Below are 15,791 nucleotides of genomic sequence, written 5' to 3'. Positions count from 1 at the left end.
GGATCGCTCGGGCGCTGTTACACCGTTTGATAGGCATGGCCATCGTGCTTGCCCTTGTTGTCACAGTTGTATTCGTCATTGTCCGGGTCACGCCCGGCGATCCTGCTGCCGTCATGCTGGGGTCTGACGCGACCCCGCAGGACATCGCAGATTTGAGAGTACGGATGGGGCTGGATGCGCCCCTTCTGGTTCAGTATGGCCAGTTCGTGCTGGGCATATTCCAGGGCGATCTTGGCCAGTCCATTTTTCTCAATCAGCCCGTGACGCAGGCCCTTGCTTCGCGTGCGGAGCCCACATTCTTCCTCACGCTGTTTTCGATACTGATTGCAGTGCTGATTGCCTTGCCCGTTGGGGTTTTCTCTGCAGTTAAACGAGGCACTTTCTTCGATCAGACCGTGGTCGTGCTAACCATGGTGGCAGCAAGCGTGCCGAGTTTCTGGTTGGGTCTCCTCCTTATTCAGATTTTTGCGGTGCAGTATGGCTGGTTCCCGGCATCTGGTTATGGTGGTCCCGACACGAGCTTTCTGGAACGACTGCATCACCTGATTTTGCCTGCCGTGGCGCTTGGTGTGGTCAATTCCGCTCTGATTACCCGATTTACACGGGCAGCCATGCTTGACGTGCTGGGAGATGACTATGTTCGCACAGCCCGTGCAAAAGGCGCCAGTGAACGGCGGGTGATCCTCAAGCACGCGCTCAAAAATGCGCTTGTTCCCATCATCACCGTCATTGGCCTTTCCATTGCAATGCTGGTCGCTGGCGCGGTCGTGACGGAAACCGTGTTCGGTCTGCCGGGCATTGGAAATCTGGTGGTTTCGGCGGTTTTGCGCCGCGACTATCCGGTTATCCAGGGCACCCTGCTTGTCGTGGCCGCCATTTATGTCTTGATCAATTTTGTGGTCGACATGCTTTATATTCTCGTAGACCCGAGGGTACGCCTGTGACGCTCGCTTCTCTTTCCATGCCCTTTGCATCAGGCTTGCGGCGTCTGTTTGGCAACCGTGCAATCCTGCTCGGGTCACTCATTTTGCTTGTCGTGGTGTTGGCAGCCATTCTCGCGCCGTGGATCGCGCCTTATGCGCCCAATAAACTGTCGATCGTCAACAAGTTGCACGGGCCGTCATGGTCGCATCTCTTCGGCACCGACGAATTCGGGCGCGATATCTTCTCGCGAGCCATTTATGCAGGGCGTATTTCGCTGCTCGTCAGCCTTGGCGTCGTTGTGATTTCCACCGTTCTGGGTGTCATTCTGGGTGTTACAGCCGGGTATTTTCGCAAGCTGGATACGCCTATCTCCAGACTGCTCGACGCGATGATGTCCTTCCCGGATATTCTGCTCGCCATTGCGCTCGTCGCGGCGCTCGGTCCGTCGCTGATGACCGTCATCATTGCGCTTGGGATTACCTATGCGCCACGTCTGGCGCGTATCGTGCGCGGCTCTACACTGGTGATCCGCGAGATGCCCTATATCGAGGCTGCAATTTCGCTGGGACTTCCCACCTGGCAGATATTGTTGCGCCACGTGCTGCTCAATCTGGCGTCACCCATTCTCGTTCAGGCGACATTCGTTTTCGCTTCAGCAATGCTGGCAGAGGCAAGCCTGTCGTTCCTGGGGGTTGGCGTTTCGGCCGACATGCCGACCTGGGGAACCATGTTGGCATCGGGACGCGAATATATGAACAACGCGCCCTGGCTTATGCTTTTTCCCGGCCTTGCCATCGTCTTTTCCGTCCTTTCGCTGCAACTTGTCGGCGACGGCCTGCGTGATCTGGTGGATCCGCGTCTCGCGAAGGAAAGCTGATCATGTTTGAAGAGCGTAGCAATGATACTCACCCCGTTCTGTCGCTTAAAAACCTGACCACTTCGTTCAAAACGGCAGAGGGTTGGCGGCCCGTTATCCGCAACATCAGTTTCCATGTGAACGCCGGCGAGACAGTTGCAATTGTTGGCGAGAGCGGCTCTGGCAAGAGCGTCACCGCGCTTTCCACCATGCGGTTGCTGCCGCCTGCAAAATCAAAGTCGGAAGGCCAGATTTTGCTCGATGGTCGCGATCTTCTGCAAGTGTCCGAAGCCGAAATGCGTTCGGTACGCGGTGGGTCCATCGGGATGATTTTTCAGGAGCCGATGACTTCGCTCAATCCGGTTTTCACGATCGGCAATCAATTGGCCGAAGCTTTGGTGCTTCATCAAAAATTGAGCTGGAAGCAGGCCGAAGATGAGGCTGTTCGTCTCATGGAGCGTGTCCGCATTCCAGCCGCCCGGTCCCGCCTGAAAGAATATCCGCATAAGTTCTCCGGCGGTATGCGTCAGCGCGTGATGATTGCGATGGCGCTCGCCTGTCGCCCCAGGCTTCTGATCGCCGACGAGCCAACGACTGCACTGGATGTGACAATTCAGGCGGAAATCCTTCATCTCATTCGCGAGTTACAGCAGGAAGAGAACATGGCTGTTCTTTTCATCACGCATGACATGGGTGTGGTTGCCGAGGTTGCGGACCGGACTGTGGTTATGTTCCGTGGCGATATGGTCGAGACCGGTCACACGGAAGACCTCTTCGCTGCACCGAAAGAAATCTATACCAAATCCCTTCTTGCTTCCATTCCGCGCCTGGGGACGATGGGGGATGCGACCGCGCCAAAGCGGTTCCCGTCGGTCGACCCAAAGACTGGAAACGCCACGGAGGGCGCGCAGACAAAACCCGTGTCTGAAGAGCGAAAGCCGCTTCTTCAGGCGTCCAATATTGTCGTGCGTTTTGATCTCCCGAACGGTCGCATTCATGCTGTTGAAGATGTTTCGTTCGATCTTCGTCCCGGCGAGACGCTAGCATTGGTTGGAGAATCCGGTTGCGGCAAATCGACTACGGGCCGAACGATCATGCGTCTGCTCCAGCCGACATCCGGCAATATCGTCATCGACGGTCAGGATGTGACCAAACTGGGTGCTTCGCAGTTGCGCGAAATGCGGCGCAGCGCGCAGATGATTTTTCAGGATCCATTTGCTTCGCTTAATCCCCGTATTCGCATTGGTGCAGCGATTGCAGAGCCAATTCTGGCCCACAAGATGATGGGAACGCGCGAGGCGAAACAGCGCGTTGCGGAACTGCTGGAGCAGGTCGGGCTATCGGCTTCAGTTGCAGAGCGCTTTCCGCATGAGTTCTCAGGTGGCCAAAGGCAGAGAATTTCCATCGCACGCGCCCTGGCGCTGAAGCCAAAGCTGATTGTTGCGGATGAGGCTGTTTCGGCGCTCGACGTTTCAGTCAAGGCGCAGGTGGCCAATCTTCTGCTCGATTTGCAAGAGGAAAACGATCTTGCCTACCTGTTCATCAGCCACGACATGGCCGTGGTGGAGCGGATCAGTCATCGCGTTGCTGTCATGTATCTCGGTGAGATCGTTGAAATCGGGCCTCGCGAGGCGATTTTTGGAAATCCTCAGCACCCATATACGCGCCGCCTCATAGCCGCCGTGCCGGTTCCTGATCCATCATCGCGTGGACTGGTGCGCCCAGAGCTTGGCGAGGAAATAAAGAGCCCGTTGCGACCGCTCGACTACGTACCCCCCAAACGCAGCTATATCGAAGTCTCACCCGGTCATCTGGTGCAGGATTTTGCTGAATGGGGCGAGCGCCTAACCGCCGCGTGAGTGATACGACCATGACTGTCATCAGGCGAAAACACGAATTGAATAAGGAGCTTAGACATGAGTAATGAAAAGCTGATCCGTTACGAAACCGCTGATAATCAGGCTGGTGGCCAACGCCGACCCTTTGCTAAAGCGGTTCGTGCGGGCGATTTTGTCTATGTCTCCGGACAGGTTCCCACAGTCAATGGGGAAGTGGTAACGGGCAATATCGTTGCACAGACCGAACAGGTCATTACCAACATCAAGGATGTGCTGGCCCTTGCTGATTGCACATTGGCTGATGTGGTCAAAGTGAATGTCTGGCTGGATGACGCGCGCGATTTCTCCAGCTTCAACGCAGTGTTTCAAAAACATTTTATCGACTATCCGCCAGCGCGTTCCACAGTGCAGTCACCGTTGATGATTGACGCCAAGGTAGAAATGGATGTGATCGCCTATAAGCCGCTGGCGTAAGGCACGCACGACACCCGGCAAGCCGAGACGGCTTGGCTTGCCGATAAATATTTGCTCAGTTGTGATCGAGCACGCGCGACAGGCTCAACGCGGCTAGTGTGCAGATTGCGCCGGATATCAGATATCCGCCGATGAAGATAATGCCGAGGCTGGTCGCAAGACCAAGGGCGACGAGCGGGGCAAAAGCCGCGCCAACGAGCCAGGCAAGATCCGATGTCAAAGCCGCGCCGGTATAGCGATAATACTGCGTGAAACGGGAAGAGACAGCGCCCGAAGATTGGCCGAATGTCAGTCCCAGCACACCAAAGCCGATCAGAATATAAGCATCTTGTCCGGCGCTGCCTGCATCAAGCAGGAAGGGGGCGGAGAAACTGAATATGGCGATGATGATGGCGCCAACCATCAATTCACTGCGCCGTCCGATGCGATCTGCGACAAACCCCGACAGGATGATACCGACAACTCCAATCGCAGCACCTGCTACCTGCACCCAGAGGAAGCGTTCGGCAGGCTGCGTGCCGGAAAGGACAACCCAGCTGAGTGGAAAGATTGTCACAAGATGGAACATGGCGAAACTTGCCAGCGGAACAAATGCGCCGAGCAAGACGTCAGTGCTGTGCTTGCTCAACATCTCAAATACCGGCCGTGGCTGCAATTCCTGTGCTTCCATCGCGGCGCCGAACTCACTGCTTGCGACGATGCGAAGACGGGCAAATAGCGCAACAACATTGATCGCGAATGCCACAAAGAAAGGATAGCGCCAGCCCCAGGCAAGGAAGTCTGCTTCGCTGAGATTATGCACGAAGTAGGCGAAAAGAACGCTGGCAAGTGCAAAGCCAATGGGTGCCCCCAACTGCGGGATCATTGCATACCAGCCCCTTTTGTTCTGGGGCGCACTCAAACTGAGCAGTGAAGCCAGGCCATCCCATGCGCCACCGAGCGCGAAGCCCTGTCCAAGTCTGAACAGAGCGAGCAGGAATACGCCCCAATATCCGATCGTCTCAAAGCCGGGCAGGAATGCGATGGATGCGGTTGAGCCGCCGAGGATGACGAGGGCAAGCGTAAGTTTCGTTCCTCGCCCGTACTGCCGGTCGATCCACATGAAGATGAAAGAACCCACGGGGCGCGCAATGAATGCGAGCGAGAAAACCGCAAACGACATTAATGTCGCCGTCACCGGATCGGGTGCAAAGGGGAATATGAGCTTCGGGAAAACGAGAATGGACCCGAGTCCGTAGACGAAAAAATCAAAGAATTCCGACGTACGGCCAATCACAACACCGATGGCGACGTTGCCCGGAGACAGGGGCTTTCCGTCACTGTGGATGCGTCGTGCGTCTTGTTCAAGACCTGATGATGTCGGCGTGGCGGACGAACTCATGAAACTCTCCGAGGGAAACGTATCATGTGCTTTATGATGTCGCACCAGCGCACGATATCAAGGAACAGGGCAAAAAAAAAGCATATATAGTTGCCTAAAAGCTGCTTTGCCGCGAAATTTTCACAAACTGAAAAATGGGTCTTCCCGAAACGCGATTGTGCCTTATCATGATTAAAGGAACAGAATGTAGGTCGGGTTTAACATGGACGCATTCTTTAGTTTCATACGAAATACGATCCTAGCTTCACTTCTAGTGGGGCTGGCCGGGTGCAATATGGTCGTCATGTCGCCATCAGGTGACATTGCCGCACAGCAGAGGGACCTCATCGTCATATCGACGATCCTTATGCTGATTATCATTGTGCCGGTTATTTTCCTCACGCTCTTCTTTGCCTGGCGATACAGGCAGTCCAATAGCGCGGCCAAATATGATCCCGAATGGCATCATTCGACTGCGCTGGAGGTGGTTATCTGGACAGCGCCGCTGCTCATCATCATCGCATTGGGCGCGATTACATGGGTCAATACGCACAAGCTCGATCCATACCGCCCCCTAGATAGAATTGATGGCGCGCGACCGGTTGAGGCTGGTATCAAGCCGCTGACGGTTGAGGTCGTAGCTCTTGATTGGAAATGGCTGTTCTTCTATCCGGACTATGGAATAGCCACCGTCAACGAGATGGCGGCTCCAGTTGACAGGCCAATTAACTTCAAGATCACGGCCTCATCTGTCATGAATTCCTTTTATATCCCGGCACTTGCAGGCATGATTTACGCGATGCCCGGAATGCAGACCCGGCTGCATGCTGTCATCAACAAGGCCGGCGAATATGAAGGCTTCTCATCGAATTACAGCGGTGAAGGCTTTTCACATATGCGCTTTCAGTTTCACGGTCTTGATGATTCAGGTTTTAACAACTGGATAAATCAGGTGAAGCAGAACGGCACGGCTCTGAACCGGGACACATATCTGAAGCTCGAAAAGCCGAGTATCAAGGACCCCGTTCGGTATTTCGGCGCAGTTGATGACGGGCTCTTCGAAGCCATACTCAATATGTGCGTTCGACCGGGCCAGATGTGCATGAGCGATATGATGCATATTGACCGGATGGGCGGTGCAGGTGTCGATAGCCGGGAGAATAAGGCCAAGCTCCAACACGACAATCGTTATAGCAATGAGGAAGCTCAACCCGCGGCGACGGATGTTCAAACCACTCCTAATACCAATCAGGAGCAGGGTCATGACATGCACAATATGCACAACATGCCCTGAAGTCGGTTCACGTCGATTGCGTGATACAGGTTAGTGCGACTTCAACGTAGAGTTCAGGTGAATACACAGGTCCAACAATGAAAACGCGATGATCGCGTGAATATAACTTCGGGAATGTTCTATCATGATTGGCGGTAACAGTCCTACGAGTATGATTTTCGGGCGTCTCACTCTTGAGGCGATACCATATCATGAACCGATCCTCCTGCTGACCTTCATAGTGGTCGCAATAGGAGGTATCGCCGTCGTGGGGTTGATCACCTATTTCAAGTTATGGGGCTATCTCTGGAATGAATGGTTCACCAGTGTAGACCACAAGAAGATCGGCATCATGTATGTCGTTCTCGCGCTGATCATGCTTTTGCGTGGTTTTGCGGATGCTATCATGATGCGTATCCAGCAAGCGCTCGCCTTCAACGGATATGAAGGCTATCTGCCTCCTCATCACTATGATCAGATATTTACAGCTCATGGCGTGATCATGATTTTCTTCATGGCCATGCCGTTCGTAACTGGTCTGATGAACTATGTGGTGCCGCTTCAGATCGGCGCGCGCGACGTGTCATTTCCGTTTCTCAACAATTTTTCGTTCTGGATGACAACCGGCGGTGCGATCATAATCATGATGTCACTGTTTGTGGGGGAATTCGCTCGCACAGGCTGGCTGGCTTATCCACCCTTGTCTGGCATTGACTACAGTCCTGACGTCGGGGTTGATTATTACATATGGGGCTTGCAGGTGGCAGGCGTCGGCACGACACTATCCGGCATCAATCTGATCGCTACGATCGTCAAGATGCGTGCGCCGGGCATGTCGTTCATGAAGATGCCTGTGTTTACCTGGACGTCTTTGTGCACCAACGTACTCATTGTCGCGACATTCCCGATTCTGACCGCAACGCTCGCGCTGCTATCGCTGGATCGTTATGTGGGGACGAATTTCTTCACCAATGATCTTGGTGGCAATCCGATGATGTATATCAACCTCATTTGGATTTGGGGGCATCCAGAAGTTTACATTCTTGTTCTGCCAGCCTTTGGTATTTTCTCGGAAGTGGTGGCAACATTTTGCGGTAAGCGCCTGTTCGGATACGCGTCGATGGTCTATGCGACCTGCGTCATCATGATCCTGTCCTATATCGTCTGGCTCCATCACTTCTTCACCATGGGGTCCGGCGCGTCGGTCAATGCGTTCTTCGGCATCACCACAATGATCATCTCCATCCCCACGGGCGCGAAGATGTTCAACTGGCTCTTCACGATGTATCGCGGGAGAATCCGCTATGAAGTGCCGATGCTGTGGACCATTGGCTTCATGGTGACATTTGTGATCGGCGGCATGACTGGTGTTATGCTTGCCATTCCGCCTGCTGATTTTGTGCTGCATAACTCGCTCTTTCTCATCGCGCATTTCCATAATGTGATCATTGGCGGCGTTGTCTTTGGCCTGATGGCGGGGCTGGTCTACTGGTGGCCGAAAGCTTTCGGCTACAAGCTCGATCCGTTCTGGGGCAAGATGAGCTTCTGGTTCTGGCAGATCGGCTTCTTCTTTGCCTTCATGCCGCTTTATGTGCTTGGTCTCAAAGGCGTCACGCGCCGCCTCAGTCAGTTTGAAGATCCTTCGCTGCAAATATGGTTTGTCATTGCCGCTTTTGGCGCGGTTCTTATCGCGCTCGGTATCGCATCCTTCGTTATTCAGCTCGTGGTCAGCTTTCTGAGACGGGAACAGTTGCGTGACCTGACAGGCGATCCATGGGGTGGGCGAACGCTTGAATGGTCAACCTCTTCCCCACCGCCGGAATATAACTTCGCTTTCACGCCAGTCGTGCACGATCACGACAGTTGGTATGACATGAAAAACCGTGGTTATGAACGCCCGCTCACCGGCTATCGACCCATCCATATGCCGCGTAATACGGGTGCGGGCGTCATACTTGCAGGGTTCAGCGTCGTTCTTGCTTTCGCTCTCATCTGGCATATCTGGTGGCTCGCAATCGTATCTTTCGTCGCTTTGCTGATCACCGCCATCGGCCATACGTTCAACTATAAACGTGATTTCTACATTCCCGCTGAAACCGTGGCGGCGACTGAAGATGCGCGTTCGAAACTTCTCGCTGGATAGGCTGAATTATGACAGAGACACATCTGGACCAAGCCGAGAAGCCGCAGTTTTATCTGACGGAAGACCATCATCCGGAAAACAGCACCATGCTGGGCTTCTGGCTCTATCTCATGAGCGATTGCCTGATTTTTGCTGTTCTCTTTGCCACCTATGGTGTGCTCGGTCGCAATTATGCAGCTGGACCGTCACCAGCCGACCTGTTTGATCTCAGCCTTGTTGCGATTAATACGGCGATGCTGCTGCTGTCGTCGATCACATATGGTTTTGCCATGCTGCAGATGCAGCGCAATGACAAGACGGCTACGCTGTTCTGGTTGGGCATCACCGGGGTTTTCGGCGCACTGTTCCTTGCAATCGAAATCTACGAGTTCAGCCATCTTATCCGTGAAGGCGCAGGGCCGGGTCGTTCGGCATTCCTATCGTCGTTCTTCACGCTTGTCGGCACCCATGGGCTGCACGTTACATTCGGCATTATTTGGCTGATCACGCTGATGTCGCAGGTCATGCGTCATGGACTGATCGTCGAAAATCGCAGGCGTCTGATGTGCCTCTCAATGTTCTGGCATTTCCTCGACGTGATATGGATCGGCGTGTTCTCCTTCGTATATTTGTTGGGAGTTCTGGGATGAGCGTACAAGGCGAGCACCACGGAGCCCAATCGGGGCATCATGACCACCATGGGTCGGGCGCGGATGAAGTCCACGCAACCTTTGGCGGATATATGACAGGCTTTGTCCTGTCGGTTATTCTGACGGCCATTCCATTTTGGCTGGTAATGGGCGACGTCTTTGCCAGCAAACAGTTGACAGCGATGCTTGTTATGGGGATCGGGGCTGTCCAGATCGTGGTTCACATGATCTATTTCTTGCATATGAGTCCACGGTCGGAGGGTGGCTGGACGCTGATGGCGCTGATCTTTACGCTCATCATCGTTGGTATCGCCTTGGCTGGCTCGCTTTGGGTTATGCATCATCTCAACGAGAACATGATGCCGATGAGCCCGGAAATGATGAAGAACATGCCTTAATCGCGCGGTTCTGCATGTCATGGGTCAGCTTGTAGGCTCGGATTCCAACATCATCTTGCGACCTTTTTCGGAAGTTGTGGCAATTTAATCAGCATTTGTTGAATATGCCTTTTGCAGACGTGCATTCAGGCGGGAAACAAATGCTGACATTGCGACAAATCGAAGTGATCCGGGCAATCATGGTGACCGGGACGATTGCCGGTGCGGCCAAGCTACTGAATGTCTCTGCGCCGGGCATCAGCAGGCTCATGAAATATTCGGAAGATTCCCTCGGTATCCGGCTCTTCGACCGTCGTGGCGGGCGTTATGTTCCAACATCACAAGCGCGCAACATCTTCGATCTTCTGGATACGGTGCATCGGAAAATCGATGATCTGCAATCAGCCGTCGCGGATCTGAGCAGGGGCAAAGCGCAGGAACTTTGCGTTGCATCCGTGCCAAGCATCGCGAATGTGATGGTGCCGCGTGCGGTCGCAAAACTGCGCGAGCGTTACAGCGATGTTCATCTCGACCTCAATATTCTCAAGATTGAAGAAGCGGTTGACTATCTTCTTCTTGGCCGCGGTGAAATTGTCGCGATCTCATCGCGTTTCGATCATCCGCTGATCGAATTTGAACCGCTGGCGAAAGGCCGATTGCTTTGCATCGTACCGGAAACAAGCCCGCTGGCGTCGCGTGACAAAATAACACCGCAGGAAATGTCGGAACATCCGCTGATCGGCATCAATCCGAAAGACCCTTACGGCGCGATTATGGCGGCGATGTTTACGAATGCGGGTCTCGACTATCGCATGAATATCAAAGCCCGTTTCGGAACGACCGTTTGCAGTCTGGTCGCCGCCGGATTGGGTATAGCGATAATCGATGAGTTTACGGTCGCACATGGCGTGGTGCGAGGTCTCAAGAGCATTCCAATCGACGCCGAGAGCGCCTTTCATACCTATATTGCGTACCGTAACGACCTACCGCTTTCCGTCTATGCAGAACACTTCATCGATGTCTTGCGCAAGGAAATGAACGCGGTCAGCTCATTCAGCCAAAAAGGCTGACTTGTCGCCAGTTAACATGATGTTATGGAATCCTATTCATTTGGTAGGCGATATTATCTCTTCCATTCGCTAATCTGATCCCGGGAGCGCTCGAATGCGAGCAGGCAGGCTAGGATCAGTGAATTAATGGCGTATGGCTATAATGCTCAATCTTTGCAGGACAAGAGGCCGTCTCCAAATGGGGCAACGCGTCTGTTTCCTGTGGTTGGAGATCCGATTGAGCAGGTGCGTTCGCCCGAAGTCATGACGGAATTGTTCCGCGAGCGCAGTGAGAATGCAATTGTCGTTCCGCTTCATGTTGCGCCATCCAATCTGCCAGTTGTTTTCGCCACATTGAGCGTGGTGGACAATATCGGCGGTTTGCTGGTGACGATACCGCACAAACAGCAGGCCTATGAGCTATGTGCCGGACTGACGGACAATGCCACCTTCATTCAGGCGGTCAATGTTGTTCGGCGCACTGGAAATGGGTGGTACGGCGATAATACTGACGGCATCGGTTTTCTCGATGGCATCGAACGGGAAGGGTACGATGTGCAAGGGAAAAGCGTCCTTCTCGTCGGATGCGGCGGTGCCGGAACAGCCATTGCGCTGGAAATGCTGAAGCGAGGAGCAGCGCGCCTTGCCATTCACGATGTCGATGGTGACAAGCGTGATTCTGTAATCGGCAAACTCAGTGCACGTTATCCGGGTAAGGTTGCCGCTGGGAGCGACGACCCTTTCGGGTTCGATCTGATTGCAAATGCTACGCCGATGGGTATGAAATTGAATGATCCATATCCCGTAAACGTAACAAAGTTGCGGTCAGAGCAGTTTGCTGCTTGCGTGATCACTAAACCGCACGTATCGCCATTTATCGAGGAAGCTAGAAAACGGGGCTGTCAGACGATGATTGGTGCTGGAATGTTCGATGCGCAGGCGGAGGTCCTGGCGGATTTTCTGACCGGTCTCGACGGGCACCATGCAAGTTGCGCGCCGTTGCCGACACCCGAAAAAGGGTAGGCTTATCTCTATATCTCGATCTCTATGACTTTAAGGGGAGGAACTAAAATGCATTATCGTAAGAAACTTCTGGCGCTTTCGGCGGCGGCTTTCGCGACTTTCGGCGCAGCGCACGCAGAAGACGTGGTCAAACTCGGCATGGTTGTCGAGCTTTCCGGCCCGGGCGCACCGTCTGGTACGAACTGGCGTGACGGTATCAAGATCGCCATCGATGAAGTGAATGCCGGAGGCGGCATTCTGGGCAAGAAGGTCGAACTGGGTGAATATGACACCCAGACCGACCCGCAAGTTTCGCGCGCGCTTGTGCAGAAGGCTATCGACGACGGCGCATACGCCATTCTCGGCACGATCTATTCCGGCTCGACGATGGTCAACATGCTGGTTGCACAGCAGAACAGCATTCCACAGTTCGTCGGTTCGGAATCGCCGAGCATTGTCGAAAAAGGCAATCCGTTCGTGTTCCGCACCTCGACCGGTGCTCAAAAGGGCGTTCCGGCGCTGACGTCTTACTTCACCGATACGCTGAAGGCGAAAAAGGTTGGCGTGGCCTGGCTGAACAACGAGTTCGGCAAGGGCGGTCATGACGTGTTCGTTGAGGAAATGAAGAAGGCCGGGATCGAAATTATCGCCGATGTCGCCTCTGAGCAGGCGCAAACCGACTATGCAGCCGACGTTGCCAAGCTCAAGCAAGCTAATCCTGAAGCGATTTTCGTCTATATGAACCAGGAAGAATCTGCACGTTTCCTGATCGAAGCCAAGAAGCAGGGGCTGAAGATGCCCCTCGTTGGCGAAGTAACGCTGACGGAAGCCAAGGTGGTTGAACTTGCAGGCGGTGCAGCCGATGGCGCTATTGCCCATGTTGGCATTACGGCTGCTGCAACCGACGTGCCTGGTATTGGCGAATTCGCGAAGAAGTTCGAGGAAGCCTACAAGCGCAAGCCGACGCATGATGCGTTGAAGGGTTATGTCGGTGTCTGGACCACCAAATATGTCACCGACATGGTGGGCAAGCTCGATGGTGAAGCATTTGCTGAAAAGATGCATGGTCTTTGCCTGAAGGCGGCTGACTATCCGAAAGTGCTTCTCGACACCTGCTGGGATGACCGCGGAGAAATGTCTCGCCCAAGCTTCATGGTTCAGGTGAAGGACGGTGTGCCGACGGTTATTGGTACTGTTCCGGCAAACTGATCAATCCTTTCAGCAGAGGCGGCGGTCTGGCTGCCGCCTCAGACGGGTAAAGTCATGTCCCAGTTTCTACAGGTTTTATTATCCGGTCTTGCGACCGGCTCCATTTACGCACTTGTTGCGATCGGTTTCACGCTGGTTTGGCAAGCAGCCCAGACCGTGAACTTCGCGCAAGGTGAATTCGTGATGCTGCCGGCCTTCTTCGTTCTGGCGGCAATGACCATCTTCGGCATTTCGTTCTGGCCCGCTCTGCTTATCGGGCTTGTGGTTTCGTTGATCGTGCTTGGGCTATTGTTCAAGAAGCTGATCGTTGAACCAATCCTGCCTCATGGAGGCATCACACTGATCATCGCGACGATGGTCTTGGGCATCTTGCTCAAAGAAAGCGTGAAAGAGTTCTATTCCGCTGAAGCACAGCCGTTCCCATCGATGTTCCCGAACGATCCAATCGAGTTTTTCGGCGCGGTTCTCTCATTGCGTGACATTCTCAATCTGGCGCTGTCGCTCGGTATCGTCGTTCTGCTAACGCTGTTCCTCAATCGCACCCGCACGGGTCGCTGCATGCAGGCAACAGCGCAAAATCCTGCTGTTGCGGAAATTCTTGGCGTCAATGTCAAGCGCATGATCCTCTATACATTTCTGATCAATGCTGCTCTGGCCGCTTTGGCGTCCTATCTGATCAGCCCTGTCTATCTCGCAAAGTTCTCCAACGGTGAAACGCTTGGTCTGATTGCTTTCATTGCGGCGATTGTCGGCGGGTTCAACCAGATCCGTGGTGCGCTTGTCGGCGGATTGCTGATCGGCGTTCTTGATAATCTGACGGCGGCTTATGTAACCGCGCAATATCGCGCCGCCTTGCCACTGGTCCTGCTGATTGTGATCATCCTTGTCCGCCCGCAGGGCATCATGGGCACTTCCGAAGGGAGGGCTGTGTGATGACTGCAAGCAAACGCTATATTTCAATAGCTGTCCTGTTGCTATTGTCGGTGCTCGCACCGATTGGGCAGGGCAACTACATCACCTACGTGCTGACATCCTGGTTGATCTTCTCGATTGCAGCGATGGGCCTCAACCTGACGCTTGGTTACGCCGGCCAGATCTCGCTGGCGCAGGCGTCTTTCATGGCGATTGGCGCCTATACCACAGCGCTGCTGACACTGGCCGGATGGCATTGGTTTCTGGCAATGCCGGTCGGCCTCGTGCTCTGCTTCTTTGTGGGCCTCGTGCTTGGATATCCGGCTTTGCGCGTCAAAGGGCATTTCCTTGCCTTTGTGACGCTTGCCTTCAATACTCTGGTCTTTCTGGTGTTGCGCAACGAAGAGTGGCTGACTGGCGGCAATTACGGTCTCGTCGGCATGCCGCGTCCTCATCTCGGACTGTTCGCCACCACCAAGCAGTTGCCATTCTATTACTTTACGCTTGGCATCACTGTTGTCGCCGCGCTGATCATGTGGGGCATCGTGCGTTCCCCATGGGGCCGCGCCTTCAAGGCTCTGCGGGAAAACCCAATCCGCGCCGAAAGCCTTGGCGTTGATACACGTCGCATCACGCTTCTGGCGTTCGCCATCGGCTCCGTTTATGGCGGGCTTGCCGGATCGCTGATCACGCCGCTGGTTCAGTTTATCGAGCCGGGTTCATTCGGTCTCGTCCATTCGCTCCGCATCCTGCTCATGGTTGTTGTGGGTGGCGCAGGCTTCTTCTTTGGCCCTTTCATTGGTGCTGCGGTTGTCATCCTGCTGCCGGAAGTGCTCCGCTTCACCGAAGGCTACTATCTGATCATCTACTCGGTACTCGTGATCGTCATGCTGATCTTCGTGCCATCGGGTCTGATTGGAGTGTGGGGCAAGTTCCGCGAAAAGTTCTGGCCCAAGCGTCAGGTTCGCGGTGACATGAGCGAAGGAGCGCGGCTGAAATGAGCAGTCCTGTACTTTCTGTACGCAATATCGAGAAGCGTTTCGGCGGCATCCACGCCGTCCGCGATGTGTCCTTCGACGTCAATCAGGGTGAGATACTCGGACTGATTGGGCCGAACGGCTCGGGCAAGTCGACGCTGTTCAACTGCATTCTTGGCCAGCTTCAGCCCAATGGTGGTGAAGTGCAGGTGAACGGCAAGAATGTCTCCGGCATGCGGTCATCCGACCTCAACAAGCTTGGCGTCGGACGAACTTTCCAGCAGCTTTCAGTCTTTCCGAAGATGTCTGTCCTCGAAAACATCATCCTCGCCGGGCAGGAACACAAGGGAACCATGGCCTCGCGGCTTTTCGGTCCCGGCGATGCCGGATTGACCGCAGAAGCGGAACAGATGATTTCGTTCTTCCGCCTCAATCATCTTCGCGACGAACTGGCGGGGTCGCTCTCCTACGGACAGCAAAAGCTGGTCGATGCTGCCATGGCGTTCATGGCAGGCCCCAGTCTTGTTCTGCTCGATGAACCGGCCGGTGGCGTCAATCTGACAATGCTTGCCAATCTCAAGGATCGTCTGATCGCCTATAATGCGGAACATGGAACGACTTTTGTGGTCATCGAGCACAATATGGAGTTCGTCATGAGCCTTTGCACGCGCATTATCGTGCTGGCGGAAGGCCGCATCATTGCTGAAGGCAAGCCCGAAGAAATCCGGGCAAACCAGATGGTTATCGACGCTTATCTGGGAGGATGAC

At 54.2% G+C, this 15,791-nt stretch carries 15 protein-coding genes; 14 read left to right on the top strand and 1 reads right to left on the bottom strand.

What is annotated here, in order from left to right; genetic code table 11:
• The first annotated feature begins 2 nt into the window (after nucleotides 1-2).
• The 4 genes from FHW03_RS15665 to FHW03_RS15650 are packed head-to-tail and all read left to right on the top strand — an operon-like array spanning nucleotide 3 to nucleotide 4,092.
• Nucleotides 3-944, top strand: coding sequence for an ABC transporter permease (locus FHW03_RS15665; RefSeq protein ID WP_182521609.1), 942 nt, complete (start codon nucleotides 3-5; stop codon nucleotides 942-944).
• A 17-nt stretch (nucleotides 945-961) separates the two neighbouring features.
• A complete protein-coding gene (locus tag FHW03_RS15660) occupies nucleotides 962-1,801 on the top strand; it encodes an ABC transporter permease (protein WP_182521608.1) in 840 nt (279 codons plus the stop codon).
• Nucleotides 1,802-1,803: 2 nt separating this feature from the next.
• Nucleotides 1,804-3,639 carry an ABC transporter ATP-binding protein gene (locus FHW03_RS15655; RefSeq protein ID WP_182521474.1) on the top strand — a complete coding sequence of 612 codons (1,836 nt, stop codon included), beginning with the start codon at nucleotides 1,804-1,806 and terminating at the stop codon, nucleotides 3,637-3,639.
• Between the two features lie 57 nt (nucleotides 3,640-3,696).
• Nucleotides 3,697-4,092, top strand: coding sequence for a RidA family protein (locus FHW03_RS15650; RefSeq protein ID WP_182521473.1), 396 nt, complete (start codon nucleotides 3,697-3,699; stop codon nucleotides 4,090-4,092).
• Nucleotides 4,093-4,147: 55 nt separating this feature from the next.
• On the opposite strand, the gene FHW03_RS15645 is transcribed toward FHW03_RS15650, so the two are convergent.
• Complete coding sequence (locus tag FHW03_RS15645; RefSeq protein ID WP_182521472.1) at nucleotides 4,148-5,473, bottom strand: MFS transporter; 1,326 nt, start codon at nucleotides 5,471-5,473, stop codon at nucleotides 4,148-4,150.
• A gap of 202 nt (nucleotides 5,474-5,675) precedes the next feature.
• Between FHW03_RS15645 and cyoA the strand changes: the two genes are divergently transcribed.
• From cyoA to FHW03_RS15595, 10 genes are all read left to right on the top strand, one after another.
• Nucleotides 5,676-6,746 carry a ubiquinol oxidase subunit II gene (gene cyoA, locus FHW03_RS15640; protein ID WP_182521471.1) on the top strand — a complete coding sequence of 357 codons (1,071 nt, stop codon included), beginning with the start codon at nucleotides 5,676-5,678 and terminating at the stop codon, nucleotides 6,744-6,746.
• 124 nt (nucleotides 6,747-6,870) lie between these two features.
• The gene (gene cyoB / locus FHW03_RS15635) at nucleotides 6,871-8,868 is read left to right on the top strand and encodes a cytochrome o ubiquinol oxidase subunit I (protein ID WP_182521470.1); all 1,998 of its coding nucleotides are present in this window, start codon (nucleotides 6,871-6,873) and stop codon (nucleotides 8,866-8,868) included.
• Nucleotides 8,869-8,876: 8 nt separating this feature from the next.
• Entirely contained in the window at nucleotides 8,877-9,497 is a 621-nt protein-coding gene (gene cyoC / locus FHW03_RS15630; RefSeq protein WP_182521469.1) for a cytochrome o ubiquinol oxidase subunit III, read from the top strand.
• Nucleotides 9,494-9,895 (top strand): cytochrome o ubiquinol oxidase subunit IV, encoded by a 402-nt coding sequence (gene cyoD / locus FHW03_RS15625; RefSeq protein ID WP_182521468.1) that lies wholly within the window; start codon nucleotides 9,494-9,496, stop codon nucleotides 9,893-9,895. The genes cyoC and cyoD overlap by 4 nt, the downstream gene beginning before the upstream one ends.
• A gap of 140 nt (nucleotides 9,896-10,035) precedes the next feature.
• Nucleotides 10,036-10,944 (top strand): LysR family transcriptional regulator, encoded by a 909-nt coding sequence (locus FHW03_RS15620; protein ID WP_182521467.1) that lies wholly within the window; start codon nucleotides 10,036-10,038, stop codon nucleotides 10,942-10,944.
• Between the two features lie 126 nt (nucleotides 10,945-11,070).
• Nucleotides 11,071-11,946 (top strand): shikimate dehydrogenase, encoded by an 876-nt coding sequence (locus FHW03_RS15615; protein WP_182521466.1) that lies wholly within the window; start codon nucleotides 11,071-11,073, stop codon nucleotides 11,944-11,946.
• A gap of 48 nt (nucleotides 11,947-11,994) precedes the next feature.
• Nucleotides 11,995-13,134, top strand: a complete 1,140-nt coding sequence (locus FHW03_RS15610; protein ID WP_182521465.1) for an ABC transporter substrate-binding protein — start codon at nucleotides 11,995-11,997, stop codon at nucleotides 13,132-13,134.
• Nucleotides 13,135-13,188: 54 nt separating this feature from the next.
• Nucleotides 13,189-14,067 carry a branched-chain amino acid ABC transporter permease gene (locus FHW03_RS15605; protein WP_182521464.1) on the top strand — a complete coding sequence of 293 codons (879 nt, stop codon included), beginning with the start codon at nucleotides 13,189-13,191 and terminating at the stop codon, nucleotides 14,065-14,067.
• Nucleotides 14,067-15,047: a branched-chain amino acid ABC transporter permease gene (locus tag FHW03_RS15600; protein ID WP_182521463.1), complete on the top strand. Its 981-nt coding sequence runs from the start codon at nucleotides 14,067-14,069 to the stop codon at nucleotides 15,045-15,047. Before FHW03_RS15605 ends, FHW03_RS15600 begins: the two co-directional genes overlap by 1 nt.
• The gene (locus FHW03_RS15595) at nucleotides 15,044-15,790 is read left to right on the top strand and encodes an ABC transporter ATP-binding protein (protein ID WP_182521462.1); all 747 of its coding nucleotides are present in this window, start codon (nucleotides 15,044-15,046) and stop codon (nucleotides 15,788-15,790) included. The genes FHW03_RS15600 and FHW03_RS15595 overlap by 4 nt, the downstream gene beginning before the upstream one ends.
• The last annotated feature ends 1 nt before the right edge of the window (nucleotide 15,791 follow it).

It is taken from the genome of Ochrobactrum sp. RH2CCR150, assembly GCA_014138095.1.
Taxonomy (GTDB): domain Bacteria; phylum Pseudomonadota; class Alphaproteobacteria; order Rhizobiales; family Rhizobiaceae; genus Brucella; species Brucella gambitense.
This window is presented reverse-complemented; position numbering and strand designations above follow the sequence as displayed.